Origin of the sequence: Sphingobacterium prati (assembly GCF_013167215.1) — a bacterium.
GTDB classification, from domain to species: domain Bacteria; phylum Bacteroidota; class Bacteroidia; order Sphingobacteriales; family Sphingobacteriaceae; genus Sphingobacterium; species Sphingobacterium prati.
In genome coordinates this window covers 211277-228658 of record NZ_JABJWY010000032.1, presented here as the reverse complement: position 1 = coordinate 228658, position 17382 = coordinate 211277, and the positions used below count along the sequence as shown (strand labels likewise).

The 17382-nt window shown below is 39.3% G+C and carries 13 protein-coding genes; 11 read left to right on the top strand and 2 right to left on the bottom strand.

Annotation, left to right across the window (positions count from 1 at the left end):
* Nucleotides 1-6 precede the first annotated feature (6 nt).
* The 6 genes from HPC41_RS09300 to HPC41_RS09275 all read left to right on the top strand — a co-directional run bounded on the left by HPC41_RS09300 (nt 7) and on the right by HPC41_RS09275 (nt 8516).
* On the top strand, nt 7-606 hold the full coding sequence (locus HPC41_RS09300; RefSeq protein WP_246250538.1) for a phosphoribosylanthranilate isomerase: 600 nt from the start codon (nt 7-9) through the stop codon (nt 604-606).
* Nucleotides 603-1787, top strand: a complete 1185-nt coding sequence (gene trpB / locus HPC41_RS09295; RefSeq protein ID WP_172393741.1) for a tryptophan synthase subunit beta — start codon at nt 603-605, stop codon at nt 1785-1787. The genes HPC41_RS09300 and trpB overlap by 4 nt, the downstream gene beginning before the upstream one ends.
* A gap of 3 nt (nt 1788-1790) precedes the next feature.
* Nucleotides 1791-2552, top strand: coding sequence for a tryptophan synthase subunit alpha (gene trpA / locus HPC41_RS09290; protein WP_172393740.1), 762 nt, complete (start codon nt 1791-1793; stop codon nt 2550-2552).
* 144 nt (nt 2553-2696) lie between these two features.
* Nucleotides 2697-5162, top strand: coding sequence for a phosphocholine-specific phospholipase C (locus HPC41_RS09285; RefSeq protein WP_172393739.1), 2466 nt, complete (start codon nt 2697-2699; stop codon nt 5160-5162).
* A 242-nt stretch (nt 5163-5404) separates the two neighbouring features.
* Nucleotides 5405-5824, top strand: coding sequence for an HYC_CC_PP family protein (locus HPC41_RS09280; RefSeq protein ID WP_172393738.1), 420 nt, complete (start codon nt 5405-5407; stop codon nt 5822-5824).
* 103 nt (nt 5825-5927) lie between these two features.
* Nucleotides 5928-8516 carry a TonB-dependent receptor domain-containing protein gene (locus tag HPC41_RS09275; protein WP_246250534.1) on the top strand — a complete coding sequence of 863 codons (2589 nt, stop codon included), beginning with the start codon at nt 5928-5930 and terminating at the stop codon, nt 8514-8516.
* A gap of 37 nt (nt 8517-8553) precedes the next feature.
* On the opposite strand, the gene HPC41_RS09270 is transcribed toward HPC41_RS09275, so the two are convergent.
* Together HPC41_RS09270 and HPC41_RS09265 are read right to left on the bottom strand one after the other, a co-directional pair.
* Nucleotides 8554-9135 carry a Maf family protein gene (locus HPC41_RS09270; protein WP_246250530.1) on the bottom strand — a complete coding sequence of 194 codons (582 nt, stop codon included), beginning with the start codon at nt 9133-9135 and terminating at the stop codon, nt 8554-8556.
* The gene (locus HPC41_RS09265; RefSeq protein WP_172393736.1) at nt 9135-9653 is read right to left on the bottom strand and encodes a KdsC family phosphatase; all 519 of its coding nucleotides are present in this window, start codon (nt 9651-9653) and stop codon (nt 9135-9137) included. Before HPC41_RS09265 ends, HPC41_RS09270 begins: the two co-directional genes overlap by 1 nt.
* A gap of 561 nt (nt 9654-10214) precedes the next feature.
* On the opposite strand from HPC41_RS09265, the gene HPC41_RS09260 reads away from it, so the two are divergent.
* Genes HPC41_RS09260 through HPC41_RS09240 form a run of 5 tightly spaced genes read left to right on the top strand, consistent with a single transcriptional unit; the run spans nt 10215 to nt 17248 of the window.
* A complete protein-coding gene (locus HPC41_RS09260) occupies nt 10215-13640 on the top strand; it encodes a response regulator (protein ID WP_172393735.1) in 3426 nt (1141 codons plus the stop codon).
* Complete coding sequence (locus HPC41_RS09255) at nt 13628-14467, top strand: CheR family methyltransferase (protein WP_246250527.1); 840 nt, start codon at nt 13628-13630, stop codon at nt 14465-14467. The genes HPC41_RS09260 and HPC41_RS09255 overlap by 13 nt, the downstream gene beginning before the upstream one ends.
* A gap of 6 nt (nt 14468-14473) precedes the next feature.
* On the top strand, nt 14474-15034 hold the full coding sequence (locus HPC41_RS09250) for a chemotaxis protein CheB (protein ID WP_172393734.1): 561 nt from the start codon (nt 14474-14476) through the stop codon (nt 15032-15034).
* A gap of 22 nt (nt 15035-15056) precedes the next feature.
* Nucleotides 15057-16658, top strand: a complete 1602-nt coding sequence (locus HPC41_RS09245; RefSeq protein ID WP_172393733.1) for a response regulator — start codon at nt 15057-15059, stop codon at nt 16656-16658.
* Nucleotides 16659-16714: 56 nt separating this feature from the next.
* Nucleotides 16715-17248: a plastocyanin/azurin family copper-binding protein gene (locus tag HPC41_RS09240; protein ID WP_172393732.1), complete on the top strand. Its 534-nt coding sequence runs from the start codon at nt 16715-16717 to the stop codon at nt 17246-17248.
* The last annotated feature ends 134 nt before the right edge of the window (nt 17249-17382 follow it).

Here is a 17382-nt window from a genome sequence, read left to right as displayed (position 1 = left end):
TGCGGCATGAAACATCCCGACAATATCGTTGGGCTGACCTCACTTGCTGTTGACTATATTGGCTTTATATTTTATAAAAAATCTAAACGCTTTGTCGGCGATGCCAATCAGGAATATATTAAGGGGCTCAAAGGTCTCATAAAAGTTGGTGTTTTTGTCAATGCAGACCTTGCCGAAATCTGTGACAAAATAGACAAGTTCAACTTAAATGCAGTGCAACTACATGGAGATGAAAGCCCTCAATTTTGTGAAGAACTGAAGCTACGCGGACAAGTGATCTTGATCAAAGCTTTCGGTATAGACCAACATTTTGACTGGACCGTATTGAATGCTTATGGAGGAGCAGTTGACTATTTTTTATTTGACACCAAAAGTAATTCCTACGGTGGTACCGGTACACAATTTGACTGGTCCTTACTCCACCAATATAAGCTTGAATACCCTTATTTTCTAAGCGGCGGTTTAGATGAGAATAATATTAGCGCAGCATTACAAGCTGATGATCCCAGGTTATATGCCTTGGATCTCAATTCAAAATTTGAAATAGAACCAGGGTTAAAAGATATCAATCTTTTGAGCCACAGTATAAATAGTATTAAAAAATGAGTATATATCAAGTCAATGAAAAAGGATATTATGGTCCATTTGGTGGTGCCTATATCCCAGAAATGCTCTATCCCAATGTAAAAGAGCTACGTGAAGAATATCTCAAAATAATTGAAGAGAAAAGCTTTCAGGAGGAATTTAACCAGCTGTTAAGCGATTACGTCGGGCGCCCTTCTCCTTTGTATCATGCCAAGCGGCTTTCAGAAAAATATGGTACAACGATCTATCTCAAGCGTGAGGATCTCAATCATACAGGCGCACATAAGATCAACAATACCATCGGTCAGATCCTTTTGGCTGAGCGTCTCGGAAAAAAACGCATCATTGCAGAAACAGGTGCTGGACAACACGGGGTTGCTACTGCAACCGTCTGTGCCTTAAAAGGGATACAATGCGCTGTCTACATGGGCGAGATTGATATTCAGCGCCAGGCACCCAATGTCGCAAGAATGAAAATGATGGGCGCCGAGGTTATTGCAGCGACATCTGGTTCGAAGACACTCAAAGATGCAACAAATGAAGCGTTGCGGGATTGGATCAATAATCCGGTAGATACGCATTATATCATTGGATCCGTCGTCGGTCCACATCCTTATCCCGATATGGTTGCCCGTTTTCAGTCAATTATTTCCGAAGAGACGAAAAAACAGTTATTCGCAAAAACTGGTAGCGAACACCCCGATATTGTACTCGCCTGCGTTGGTGGCGGATCCAATGCTGCAGGGATGTTCTATCATTTCCTCGAAGATGAAAATGTTCAGTTATATGCTGTAGAGGCAGCTGGACATGGTGTTGATTCGGGTGAATCTGCAGCAACCACTGCCTTGGGAAAAGAAGGCGTATTGCACGGAAGCCGGTCCATATTGATGCAAACTGAAGATGGTCAGGTGATTGAACCTTATTCAATCTCTGCCGGACTTGATTATCCGGGCATCGGACCGCAGCATGCTTGGCTGTTTAAATCTGGAAGAGGAAAATACGTCAGTATAACAGATGATGAAGCTATGCAGGCAGGATTGGAACTCACTAGACTGGAAGGTATTATTCCTGCGATCGAAAGTTCACATGCACTCGCTTATTTGGGCAAAATTCCTTTCAAAGGTGATGAAACCGTGGTGGTTTGTTTATCAGGACGCGGTGATAAGGATCTCGATAACTATATGAAATACTTTGATTTTTAAAGCATGAATACCATTGAAAAAAAAGGAGGGAATCCCCTTCTATCGATATATTTTACAGCGGGATATCCCGAACTGGATAGTACAATCCGCATCGCTAAAAAGTTGGAGGAAGCCGGTGCAGACTTTCTGGAGATTGGTTTTCCGTACTCTGATCCTGTCGCGGACGGACCTGTTATCCAACACAGTTCGGAAGTTGCCCTGGCCAACGGTATGACTGTCAAAAAATTATTTGAACAGTTGCGCGAACTGCGTCAGCATGTTCGGATCCCGGTCTTCCTGATGGGCTATGTCAACCCAGTGATCCAATTCGGGGTTGAGAAATTTTGTGAAGAATGTAAAAATGTAGGTGTGGACGGAGTCATTATTCCTGACCTACCCATGTATGAATATGAGGACCTCTATCAGGAAACTTTTGAAAAGAATGGTATCGCGAATATCTTTATCGTTACACCACAGACTTCCACTGAACGAATCAGAAAAATTGATAGTCTTTCCAATAGCTTTATCTACTTATTATCCTCCAATGCCACAACGGGCAAAACACTGGATGTAGGCGAAGATACGAATGCGTATTTTAAACGGATTCATGATCTCCAATTGAAAAACCCGTTGATCGTCGGGTTTGGAATATCAAATAAAGAAGCCTTCCAAAAAGCAAGTCAATATACTGCAGGCGCAATCATCGGCAGTGCATTCGTAAGAAGACTAGGAGAAAAAGATTATATGGATGAAATCCCTGATTTTATACAATCAATAAAAGGGTAAGCGTCTATGTAATGAAGTAAACAAGCGTTCAGTCGAAGGTAACAATTCTTTCACTGAGCGCTTGCTATTTTATAATTAGGCCGTAAAAACCAATATTTGAAAAAACATACATTTCGACATAGCACTAACCGAATAAACTAACGTATGGATACAAGAAGAGATTTTTTGAAAAAAGCAGCCATGCTTGCTGGTGGAGCATCACTTTCTCAGGTTATGTCATCCGCGATTGCAAAAGCAATGGCTATCAACCCTGCTATGGGCAGCACCTTTTACGATGCCGAACATATAGTTTTACTGATGCAGGAAAACAGGTCTTTTGATCACGCTTTTGGTACGCTACGTGGTGTACGGGGGTTCAACGATCCGAGAGCGATCCGTCAACCGAACAAACACAAAGTATGGTTGCAGACGCAAAAAAACGGAGCAACATACGCTCCTTTCCGATTAGATATCAAAGATTCGAGAATTACATGGATGGGCTGTCTCCCCCATAATTGGACTGATCAGACCGATGCCCGAAATAACGGAAAGATGAATAGATGGTTAGATGTCAAGCACTCCGGATTTAAAGAGTTTGCAGACCTTCCACTGACCATGGGACATTACACACGTGAAGATATTCCTTTCTACTATTCGTTCGCGGATTCTTTTACCATCTGTGATCAACATTTTTGTTCAAGTATCACCGGCACCAATCCCAACAGACTCTATTTTTGGACAGCTAATATTCGGGAAAACTTAAACGGAAAAGCTTTAGTATGGAATGGTGATTCAGAATTTAGCGGCAAAGCGAACTGGAAAACCTTCCCCGAACGTCTTTCAGAGCTGGGCGTAGATTGGAAAATATACCAAAATGAGATTTCTTCGAGCAGTGCTGGCTACAGTGGTGAAGCCAATAGCTGGTTAGCAAACTTTGGGTGCAATCCCATGGAATACTTTCCGCAATATCAGGTCAAATACAGTCCACGATATAGGGAGCTTCTCACAAGTAAAAAAGAAGAACTCGAACAAAAAATAGCCGCTACACCTGCTAAAGATACGCTTGAAAAGTTGCGTAAGGACTATGCACATGTACGCGAGGAGCTGCAACACTATACCGCTGAGAACTTCGAGAAACTCGATGAACTGACAAAAGATATCCATCGCCGTGCTTTTGTCAATAACAGTGCTCAGCCCGATTACATGAAACTCGAGACCATGCAATACCAGGAGGGGGATAATCAACGCGAGCTACAGATCCCTAAAGGCGATGTCCTGTATCAATTCAGAAAAGATGTTGCCGAAGGTAAACTTCCCACAGTATCTTGGCTTGCACCACCTCAACTTTTCTCCGATCATCCCGATTCCCCTTGGTTCGGCGCTTGGTATGTAAGTGAGATTATGGATATCTTAACTCAAAATCCAGAAATCTGGAAAAAAACAATCTTTATACTTACTTATGATGAGAATGATGGTTATTTCGATCACTTCGCTCCTTTTACAGCGCCCAATCCTTACGAATCAAATAGCGGAAAAGTATCTTCAGATATAGACCCTAAATTGGAATTTGTGCGTCGCGACGAACAGTATTACCCGGAAAGTGGAAGAGAAAGCAATATCGGCCTAGGCTATCGTGTTCCTTTGATCATAGCCTCACCTTGGACAAGGGGCGGATGGGTAAATTCACAGGTATTTGACCATACATCGAGCTTACAGTTTTTAGAGAAATTCATTAGCCATAAAATCAAAAAGGAAGTTAAAGAAACCAATATAAGTAGCTGGCGACGTACAGTCTGCGGGGATCTCACTTCAACTTTTAGGCCTTATCGTGGGGAGTTGATCAACAACCCGTTGGTGTTGAACCGTCAGTCTTTTATTAAAGAGATCCATCAAGCACAATTTAAAGGACTTCCAATGGGATTCAAAGCATTGACAGCTGAGGAGATTGAGCAGATTGAAAAGAACCCTAGCCGTTCGCCTTATTTCCCGAAACAAGAACAAGGGCTTCGTGACTCCTGCATTCTTCCCTACGAGCTTTATGTGCATGGAGAATACGGATCAAATGGAACATATCAACTGACATTTGAAGCGGGGAATAAAATGTTCGGCACACGTTCTGCAGGCTCACCTTTTACGGTGTACCATGGCACGCCTTATAAGGGGGAGGTCGGCACTTCCCGTAACTACGCGGTATCTTCAGGGGACCGAATCTTTGACAATTGGTCGATCGATGCATTTGACAAGGGGCAGTTTCAACTTGAGGTATATGGCCCCAATGGATTCTATCGTATGTTTAAAGGTGATGCACAACACCCCAAAATTAAAATCCACTGCACTTACGAAAAAAGTAACGATCAACAGTCATTTACAGGACGCCTCACTTTCACATGTACAAATAACGATAGTAAAAGCCATCGTCTCCTACTTGAGGACATCAGCTATGGCAGAGATAGGAAGGAAATCCAACTCGAACCCGGAGCGTCAGCGATAATTCAATTCGATCTTTCCAAACAAAGCTTTTGGTACGATTTCCGTGTGAGCTGTAAAGATTACAACATATTTGAGGAACAGTATGCGGGCCGTATAGAAACCGGAAATAGTGGAAAAAGTGATCCACTATTGAGCCGATAATTAAAGAACGCTTATACTATCTGTATTATTCCTCTATGCGACGGATAACATGGTAAAAAACTTTATACAGTAAAACTGCACCAACTATTAAAAAAACAGCTAATAAATATAAACTAATGGAGTTAATAAATAATAGACACATCATAACGGTAATTTTTGGTTATTCTTTCTGATGTACAAGTTATAACATTTATCCAAAATATTACAAGAAAAAATTACAAATTTTCTCTACTTTTGTTGTGATGAGGAAAATTGCATTGTTTATCGGCTTATTTTTTTATTTGCTTACGGCAAGTGGTGCAACTTTACATTTTCATTTTTGCCAAGGTGAGGCGCAAAGTATTTCATTGAGCCAAAATCAAACGGCTCATTGTCCACTATGTGCTAAGTCGGATAAAAAGCAGCAAAATCACTGTCATCAAGAAGGCAGTTGTAAAGATGTCGTTATTGCCGCTCAAAAAGTAGATGAATTTAATCGATTATCACAAACCCTTAATTTCAATAGTTTCTCTCCGGCAATTGTTACACTGCATTGGATATATAATTATTATCAATTTCCTACCGATGAGGACAACCTATCGAAATTAAGTGCTAATCAGAACACCGTAATAAAAAGGTACAGTCCCGCTGTATTTATTCTAAATCAGAGTTTCAGAATTTGATTCTTTTCTTTTTTGATTTTTAATCAAAATAATTGTCGATGATTTCTCTTCGACTTTACATGCTATGCGCGTTTTTTTCAGGCCGTACATAATCAAAAAAACTATGAATCAAATTTTAAAAAAAATATATACAACAACCCTTTTATTGTTATTTTCCCTCGCCATTGTGCAAGCACAAAGTGATAGCACCCGAACACTGACTGTTGCCGGTAATTGTGCAATGTGTAAAAAGCGGATTGAGACCGCTGCGAAATTACCGGGTGTAGAAAGCGCTGTATGGAATGCAAGCGATAATTTACTACATCTTAAATACAATACTCAAAAAGTTGAATTGGAGACCATCAAAAAGAGTATTGCCCAAGTTGGGCATGATGTTGAGAACTTAATCGCGAGTGAAGAATCCTATGCAAAACTCCATGAATGCTGTATGTACCCGCGATTGGAAAACGGAAAAGCGCCCGAAAAGAAAGTAGCCCCTATTGAGGCTGGACACGATGGTCATTCCCATACTATCACAGGTGTCGTTGTCGAAGAGAATGAAAAAGGAGATCTAAAACCTATCGTTGGTGCTAATTTACATTGGGCTAACTTACCCAGCAGAAATGCCAGAAGTAATGAGAATGGTGTGTTTAAGTTGGAACACAAAGAAGGTTTTGACAAATTGGTTGTCAGTTATGTCGGCATGAAATCCGATACGATCACGATTAAAGACCTACATGAAGTCGTTATGATTACGGCAAAGGGAAATGTACTGATGGAAGTCGAAGTCAAAGGAACACGTCAATCCACCTATATTGATCGTATGACTCCTGCTCGACTGGAAGTTCTTACAGGAAAGGAATTATTTAAAGCTGCCTGTTGTGACCTCAGTGAAAGCTTTGAAACCAATGCTTCAGTGGATGTGATCAGCGCTGATGCCGTGACTGGTAGCAAACAGATTCAAATGCTGGGGCTAAGTGGTATATATACCCAATTAACGGTCGAAAACTTACCGGGCCCACGTGGCTTAGCATCCCCCTTAGGATTAAATTCCATTGCTGGCACCTGGATCGAATCTATCCAAATTGCTAAAGGAGTAGGTTCTGTAGCTAATGGATATGAAAGTATGGCTGGTCAGATCAATGTCGAACTGAAAAAACCACAAAATTCTGAAAGATTATTTTTCAATGCCTATGCCAATAACATGGGACGTACCGACGTAAATCTAAATCTTTCACAAAAAATAGGTCAACATTGGTCAACATCCCTGTTATTACATGACAATTTTATGTACAATAAATCCATGAACTTTAGTCACAATGGATTTAGGGATGTCCCTGTTGGTAATCTTTTTTCAGGTGTAAACCGTTGGTTATATGAGAATGGTAAAGGCTTAATGGTGCAATTTGGCATCAAGTATCTAAATGATGACCGCACGGGCGGACAGATAGATTTTGATAAGAAGACAGATAAAGGGACCACAAATCGTTATGGCCTTGGATTCGACATCGAGCGTGTTGAAGGTTTTGCTAAAATCGGCTATGTATTTCCAGAAAATAAACACCGAAGCATCGGTCTACAGCTCGCTGGATCCAACTATAATCAAAAAAGTTATTTTGGTCTAAAAAACTACAATTCCGAGCAACAAAATGGTTATGCGAATCTATTGTTTCAGGACATTATAGGTACTGTCGCACATAAATATCGTGTAGGTGCCTCCATCAATTACGATAATTACGATGAGTGGTACTTAACAGATCAGAACTTCAAACGTAAAGAGGTTGTTTCCGGTGCATTTGCTGAATACACGTTCAGCCCATCCGAAAAATTTGATGCTGTCTTAGGGCTACGTCAAGACTATAATTCATTGTATGGATGGTTTACAACGCCGCGGCTGAATTTACGCTATGCGCCTATCGCCGGCACAACGTTCCGTGCAAGTTCAGGCAGGGGCCAGCGCACAGCCAATATCTTTGCCGAAAATACAGCAGTTCTGGCTAGTAGCAGAAGGCTGATCATTCAGTCCCAGGATATTTACGCTAAAGCATATGGTCTGCAACCAGAGATATCCTGGAACACAGGAGTTGCAGTAGATCAAACGATGCGTATCTTTGGAAGAGAAGCCTCCGCTTCCGTTGAATTTTTTCATAATAACTTTTCCAACCAGGTGGTGGTCGACTACGAAAACCCAAGGGAAATCAGTTTTTACAACCTAACGGGAAAATCATTTTCCAATAGTTTGCAGACGGAATTTCGCTTTATGCCGGCACCACACTTTGAAACACGATTGGCCTACCGCCTATTGGATGTTCAGACTGACTTTGAAAGTGGTAGAAAAACCAAGCCTTTGTTGGCAAAACATCGCGGTTTCGTCAATCTAGCGTATAACCATCACGGTGGATGGAGCTTAGATTATACCTTGAATGTAGTCGGACCAAAACGCATCCCTTCGACAATAGATAATCCTGTTGAATATCAGATGCCGACCGAATCAAAAACATATGCAACGATGAACGCACAGATCAGCAAAACTTTTGGAAAAGACAAAAACTTTACCGTTTATGTCGGTGGTGAAAACCTGTCCAATTATTTTCAGAAAACACCCATCCTTGCAGCAGATCAGCCTTTCGGAAATTACTTTGATACTTCCATGTTATGGGGCCCTTTAACAGGACGTATGTTTTATACGGGCGTTCGTTATTTCATAAAATAGTATGAGCTTAACATAAAACAGCGGCATAGCCGCTGTTTTATGTTAAGCTTTTCAATGCTTGGTATAACCGCGCCGTCGGAAGTCCCACGACATTATTGTAATCTCCTTCGATCTTCTCGATACCAATTAAGCCAATCCATTCTTGGATGCCATAGGATCCAGCTTTGTCGAGCGGTGAAAACTTCGAAACGTAATAGTCGATTTCTTCTTGCTCCAATACATGAAAATACACTGTTGTCGTTTCGACAAAGGAATGCACGACACCTTCCCAACGTATCGCTACCGCGGTAATGACCACATGTTTGTTTCCAGATAAGGCTGCCAATGTTTGCGTGGCTTCTGCCGCAGTCTTCGGTTTCCCTAAAATTTCACCCGCGGCGGACACAACAACGGTATCAGCGCAGATCACCAAGCCATCTACTTTATCTGCAAAAGCCTTCACTTTTTGCAGTGCAATCTGCCGTACTGCTTCACTCGCTGAAAGACTCGGATCAACATACTCCTCAGTTTCCCGTACTTCCACTTCAAACTCGATACCCAGTCCTGATAAAAGCTGTTTCCGTCTAGGAGATTGAGAACCTAAAATAATTGTTTTGTCCTTTAAATTTTCTAACATCATTACATACTCTTTATTGATTCATCCACATACCAATTACCTTGCACTTTGAGTACTTTTTCAATCAGTTCCCGTACAACCCCTTTTCCACCATCAAAACCCGATACGTAGTGCGATATCTTCTTGATTTCCTCCACCGCATCCGCCGGAGACACAGCCAAACCTACAGCGCGCATACAACTAAAATCAGGAATATCATCACCAATATACATTAATTGATTAAGTCCTAAATTATAGTCTTTAGCCAAAGCTGTCAGTTTTGAAAGTTTATCTACGACACGCGAGTGAATTTCTTTGATGCCTAACCCCTGCAGACGGCGCTCCACTCCTAGGGATGCCCCCCCAGTTATGACAAAAATCAGATAACCTTTTTTTATCGCCAATTGCATGGCGTACCCATCCTTGATATTAAAAGTTCGCAGCTGTTCTCCAGCTTCATTCACTTGAACAGTTCCATCTGTCAATACGCCATCCACATCCAACACAAATCCTTTTATCGTTTTAAATTCAGTCAGTACCATCGATATATATTTTTGTAAAAATAAGGCATTTCCACTGAATATACGATTACATTGTTGCACCTTATCTTAGCACTAATTTCGCCATGAAATTATTCAAATAAGCCAAAATATCATTTATTTGTCACAACATAGTTGTATCGGCAACTTAATATAAAAAACATTTGGACGGAACCTGTTATTTACTGTATCTTTGTAGAAGATAATTAAAGGTTATCTCGCTATGAAAAACACTAACAGCGCTATTCAAAATGACAATTCATTGAAAGCAACGCAAGATTACAAAAACAATCAATATAGTTTTTCAAAGCAAAAAACACGGCAACTAAATTAGGTTGGTCGCCTTTAAAAAGTCTTTTCATAATTTAGGTTTATAATTGGTTAGTAACAAACCCTGGTGCCCATCATCAGGGTTTTGTTTTTTTTGAATTTTTGACTATTTTAAGAATAGCAAGTTTTTTTGTTATTTTACATCTATCTTTTTTCTCCAGATAACATCAGGAAACTAGCGACAGAAAAATGAACGATAGTTGGGCGACCAAAATTTATTAAACTCATTCTTACATGGAACAAAAAAACTATAGAAAACAAATTACCATAGGAGTGATAATTTCTTTTTCGCTTATTTTTATTTCCGCCCTATACTTCTTTATCTCTTTACACCATATCCTAGATAATGAGCGTAATATCGTTCAGGTAGCTGAAAATAGATTTAATGTGATTAATGAAATTAGATCAAACATCGATGCAGTCAATGATGTTAAACTTCATTATTTCATAAAAAAAGATCCTACCCAATTTATTCCCTATCAACGCGAACTAAAGCAAACAGATGAGTTACTGAGATCCATTCGTAGAACGGATGATCACTACATCGTTTCGTCAAATGCCATTGAAAAGCTTCGTAAAGAAATCGCGCTTTTCTATGATTTTGCAAAAGATATCGCCTATGCGAAGGTTAACATTGGCACACTACCACCATACATCCAGGAACAGAAAACATCCATCTTAAATCAGATCGATATCTTATCCAGAGCGCTGCTCGACCAAAGAGCTAGCTTACTAGAAAAATCAAGGAACAATCTTCAACTGGCACAAAATATCACTTACCTTTTCATTGCGATTGGCTTAAGCGGTTTTTTCTATATCCTAGCAAAATTCTCCAGTATTTCCAAAGTGCTAAGAGCAACCGTTAAAGGCCAAAGAGAATCAAATAACCGCCTTCAACTCTTACAGGATCAAACTAATAATGATAACTGGATCCTAAATGCCATCAATCAAATTGATGAACAGTTACGTGGCGATTACAATGACAAAAAGATAGCGGAAATCAGTTTAAATGCGATCACCAAAATGACGAAAGCTCTGGGGGGAACAATCTATATTTTTGACGATAATTACCAGGAATATCAATTATGCCATAAGCTAGGCATTGCCCCTGCCCAACAGATAAAAAAGAACTTTAAGGAAAAAGAGGGTATTTTAGGAGAAGTAGCAAACAAACATGCAGTAGTCAAAATCAGGGATATCGATCACTCCCATCTTATTTTAGAGACTTCGCTATCCAATAGGATCAAAACAGAGATCTATATCATTCCATTTACTTATGAAAATCATTGCGTTGGTCTAATGGAAATCTGCTGCCCGATCGTGAATGAAAAAGAGGATCAGCTACGATTCAATTTCTTGGATAAAGTAAAAGACAATATCGCCATCATTCTCAAAGTTGCACAAACCCATGGCAAGCTTACCGATCTCTATGAAGAACTTCAACAACAAACCGAAGAGTTGGAGGCGCAACAAGAGGAACTAAGAACCACCAACGAGGAATTAATCCATAAAACTCATCTACTGGAAGCTTCAGAGGAAGAATTACGCGTACAACAGGAAGAACTCATCCAAACAAATAATGAACTGGATGAAAAAGCACAATTACTCTTTGCTCAAAATGAAGATTTAGAGAAAGCAAAGCTGGCGATCGCCCAGAAAATAGAGGAAGTTGAATTATCAAGCAGGTACAAATCTGAATTCATGGCAAATATGAGTCATGAATTGCGGACTCCACTTAACAGCATTCTTATACTTGCCAAATTATTACAGGACAACAAAAAGAAAAATCTAAATGAGGATCAGATAAAATATGCCTCCGTCATCCATAGTGCAGGGTCAGATTTGCTCTATTTGATCAACGAATTGCTGGATTTGGCAAAAATAGAATCTGGAAAAGTCGAAGTTTTAAAAGAACACATCAACACAAATGATCTGGTGGATTACATCAGTGATTTTTTCCATGATACTGCTGCATCAAAAAGCATCAGATTTAATGTGGAAATCGGTAGCGATACTCCAAAGGAATTTATTGGTGACGAGCATCGCATTCAACAGGTTCTGAAAAACCTATTGTCGAATGCTTTTAAATTTACAGGCGAAGATGGTACAGTATCGCTCATGATCAATGTCGAGAATAAGCATTTATACTTTACGGTTAAGGACAATGGGATAGGAATCGCTCCGGAAAAACAGGAACTTATCTTTGATGCATTTAAGCAAGAAGATGGATCGACAAGCCGCAAATATGGTGGTACAGGACTTGGTCTATCCATATGCCGTGAAATAGCAAGTCTCTTGAAGGGAAGAATAACACTAACCAGTAAAGTCAACGAAGGCAGCACGTTTATTTTCAATTTACCATTAGAAGAGGAAGCTGAAGGTAAAATCTCAGAATTACCCATCATCGAAAATAATAGTGTAACATCCGATCCACAATTAGAAAATATAACAATCGAAAAGGATCATACAGCTAAAAAGAGTAAAAACAATAAGTTATTAATCATCGAAGACGATTTCATTTTTGCTGGTATCCTAAAAGATTATGCAATCCAAAACGGATACGATGTCCATATAAGCTACGATGGTCAAGATGGCCTGGATAAAGCACAAAATTTGCTACCAGTTGCTATTATATTAGATATTATGTTGCCTAAAATGGATGGCTGGGAAGTTCTTCGCAACCTCAAAAAAGGCGATTCGACAAAAGATATACCTGTACACATGATGTCAGCAGGAACATTTCTCCACGATGAGCCGATATCCGCTGGTGCCATCGGTTTTATCTCAAAACCGGTCTCTGAAGAATCCTTAGCTGAAACTTTTCTAAAAATTAAAGCTTCAACAAGCCATCCAATCAAGAAAATTCTATTGGTTGAAGACCAGGAAATTCAAAGTGATTTTATCAAGCAATCTCTTGAAGAACAGGATATTCAAATATTTCAGGCATTCAATGCACAACAAGCGCTCGACCTTTTGTTTCAGGAACAAATATTTGATTGCATTATTATGGATCTTAATTTACCAGATAAATCCGGTATAGAACTCCTCAACGAGATCAAATCAAATGGTCAATTTAAAGATCTGCCGATTATCATTAACACCGCCATGGAGCTAAGCCCTGAGCAGACTTCAGAAATTTTGCACCACAGTCAAGCCATGGTATTAAAATCAGCCAAATCCAACAATAGATTAATTGACGAAGTCAATTTATTCTTAAATAAAATCCGAAGTAACAAGGTAGAATATCATTCTTATAATAACAATTCATCTGTGCTTGCCGAGAACAATTTGGCAGCCAAGACTGTATTGCTTGCAGACGATGATATGCGCAATATATTTGCTTTAAGTACTGCATTCGAAAGCTATGATATGAAGATTGAGATTGCCAATAACGGTCAGGAGGCATTGGATATCTTAGCACGTAATGAGCATATTGATCTTGTTTTAATGGACATTATGATGCCTGTAATGGATGGCTATGAAGCCATCGAAAAAATAAGGGAGAATAAAAAATTCGCGAATCTACCCATTATCGCTGTTACAGCAAAGGCAATGAAAGGCGATCGTGAAAAGACAATCGCCGTAGGCGCAAATGATTATATTAGTAAACCAGTTGATGTGGATAAATTGATATCCTTAATGCGTGTATGGTTGAGTTAAGTACTAAAGTAGCAGTAATGATCACTTTTGAAGAGTTGGAAGGAATTATTGATGTTGTCAAAAATCTCCATGGCTACGATGTATCCGGATATACAAGATCCTCACTAAAGCGACGTGTCACGAGAATTATGGAACTCAACAAGTTGGACCTGGTGGAATTAAAATCCAAATTGATTAATCAACCGGGTTTCATCACTTATTTTTTACAGGAAATAACAGTCAATGTGACTGAAATGTTTAGAGATCCAGAATTTTACAAAGCGGTAAAAACAGATGTGTTTCCCTATCTGGCCACCTATCCCCATATTAAGTTATGGAGCGCTGGATGCTCCACCGGAGAAGAAGTTTATTCCCTGGCAATTCTACTAAAAGAGGCTGGTCTATATCAGCGTGCGTTTATATACGGAACTGATATCAATACAAAAGTATTGGAAAAAGCCAAAAGGGGAATCTACTCGTTAATAAAGGTGAAGGAATACTCCGAGAACTTTATTAAAACAGATCCCAAAAGTTCTTTGTCCGAGTATTATACAGCCATGTACAATGCTGCTACGATAAATAATAGTCTCAAGCAAAATATTCTTTTTACGCAGCACAGCTTGGTTTCGGATCAGGCATTTAATGAATTTCAAATGATCACATGCCGTAATGTATTGATTTATTTTGATACAAACCTTCAGGAGAAAGTCTTGGACTTATTTTACGATTCGCTTTGCCACCTTGGTTTTTTATGTTTGGGTTCAAAAGAGTCTTTAGTGAACTATAAAAACGCAGGAAAATTTAAAGTTGTAAACAAAAAACACAACATTTATCAAAAAATCGGTTAGGTTAAGATGGAACGGAAAATTCTTTTATTAGGTGGGTCCGCTGGCGGCTTCAGTGTTATTTTAAATATCATAAAGGCATTGGAGCGTCCGATTCAACGACCGATTATCGTCATCGTACACAGAAATCCAAAGTATGCATCAAGTATAGAAGATACATTATCAAAAGCGTTACTTCAAAAAGTTAAAACAGCTGACGACAAAGAAACGATAGAAGATGGGACAATCTATTTTGCTCCAGCAGGCTATCATTTACTTATTGAGCCTGATTATAGTTTTTCATTGGATATCTCGGAGCCAGTCCAATATTCAAGGCCATCTATTGATGTGACTTTTGAATCTGCTGCCGAAGTCTATAAAGAAAACTGCGCCGCTATTTTGTTTTCGGGAGCCAATCATGACGGTGCGCAGGGATTGTTAATGATCAAAAAATACGGCGGAAAAACCTACGTGCAAGACCCACTTGATGCTGAAGTTCCGATTATGCCACAGTCCGCTATAGACCTCAATGCACAAGATAAGATCCTAAGCATAGCCGAAATAAAAGATTACATCATACAATTAACCTAAGGTTGTATTTAGATTTGAGATAATGAAGAAGATTAACATATTAATCGTCGATGATAAAATTGAAAATATTATCAGTCTCACAGCATTGCTGGAGGATATCGAATATGTAAATATAATTAGCAGTACAGATCCCAATGAAGCATTAAAAATCTGCTGGAAGGAAGAAATTGATCTTGCCTTAGTTGATGTACAGATGCCCGAAATTAACGGATTCGAATTTGTCACCTTTTTGAAAAAAAATCCAAAAACGAATCACATTATTCCAATTATGGTCACTGCAATATCAAAAGAAGATAAGTACCTTATCCAAGGACTTAACAGTGGAGCAGTAGATTATTTGTATAAACCTCTCAATCCGGAAGCGACGATCGCAAAAGTCAAATCTTTCGTTCAGCAACTTTTGATACAGCAGGAAATTAAAGAGAAAAATATCGCATTGGAGGAATCGAAACAAGCAATTCTTAAAGCAAAAGAAGAAGCTGAGCTGGCCAGAAAATCAAAAGAAACATTCTTGGCCAATATGAGCCACGAGATTCGAACACCTATCAATGGTATTATGGGCATCACCCAAATGCTAAAAAATTCACAGCTTACCCTTGAACAGGAAAGCTGGATCAATAAACTAGATTCGGCCTCTCAAAACCTACTTACAATTATCAATGACATATTAGACCTCTCCAAGGTCGACTCTGGCATGATGAAACTTATCATGGAATCCACTTCGGTACATGACATTACCGATGATCTGAATAATTTGTTTATTGATAAGGCGAACTATAAAGGATTAAATTTTTATATTGATGTGGATGAGCGGATAAACAGTTATTTTCTGACTGATCCACTTCGCTTAAAACAGATTCTGACCAACTTTATTTCGAACAGTTTCAAGTTTACTGCGGCAGGTTCGGTCGTTCTAAAAATTCAGCTTTTGACAGAAAGTGATCAGCATATTGGTTTACGATTTCAAGTCATTGACACGGGCATTGGCGTAGCAGAAGATGCCCTGGAAAAAATATTCATTGCCTTTGAGCAAGGGGAAGACAGCATCACAAAAAAATTTGGCGGTACTGGACTGGGCTTAGCCATTGTAAAACGTATTGCTGCCCTTCTTAATGGAAAAGTTTTCGCGTCAAGCCAATATGGTAAAGGAAGTACATTTTCTTTTGAATGCGTCTTTGACAAAATAGAAGATAAACCCGTACAAAAAGAAACACAAGTGCTTTATACCGAGTTACCGAAATTTAATTCGCCAATGATCCTTATTGCTGAAGATAACGAACTAAACAGTTTTATGCTCGCTAATATTCTCAAAAGTTGGAACTGTGAGATTACTCTGGCAACAAATGGGCAGCTCGCCTTGGAAGAGATAAATAGAAAAAAAATAGATTTGGTATTTATGGACGCACATATGCCACTCATGAGTGGTTTTGAAGCAATTAAAGAAATACGCCGCCATCCTAATGCGACCATTGCGAATATGCCCATCATCTCCATCTCCGCTTCGGTATTAAAAGCGGAGCAACAAGAGGCGCTGGATGCAGGCGCCAACGAAGTTGTCGGAAAACCATTTGATCCTATCAAATTATATAAAACAATTGAAGCTTTATTGTCAAAATTGAAATGATTGTTTCTATTTACCAATGAAATCATTAATTTTAAAGAATTAACAAAAACGTAATAATGAAAAAACTTTTTATGATACCAGCAGTTGCAGTTGCCTTGTCAATTGCATCTTGTGGCGGAAACAGCGATAAGTCTGGCAAATCAGCTAGTACCGAATCGACAGCTTCAACAGAAAACCAAGCAACAGAAACAGTACCTGGAATTGAAAATGTAGCTATTTCCAACAGCTTATCTTTAGAGGGTAATGATCAGATGAAATTTGACAAGGACTTATTCCGTGTTAAAGCTGGCGAACCTGTGGAATTATCTTTCAAAAATGCGGGTACCATGCCGAAAGAATCTATGGGACATAATGTTGTTATCCTTAAGCCGGGTGTAGATCTTCCAACTTTCGGAGCTGAGGCAGCAGCAGCGGCAGCTGACGAGTACATTCCAAAATCAGCATTGTCTTCTATCGTTTCCCATACAAAATTATTAGGTCCTGGTGAAACAGATAAAATTACATTTACACTTGAAAAAGGAGTATACCCTTTCATCTGTAGTTTTCCTGGACACTATGGTGTAATGCAAGGGAAAATCGTTGCAGAATAATAATATTAAAGCAAAAGGATATCGATAGATTTGGATATCCTTTTTGCTTTAATATTACTCTCATCTCGACTTAAAGAATATACCTTCAAGGCTCCGTGCTGCGCCCCTTTAACTCTTCGACTAATTCTCCATAG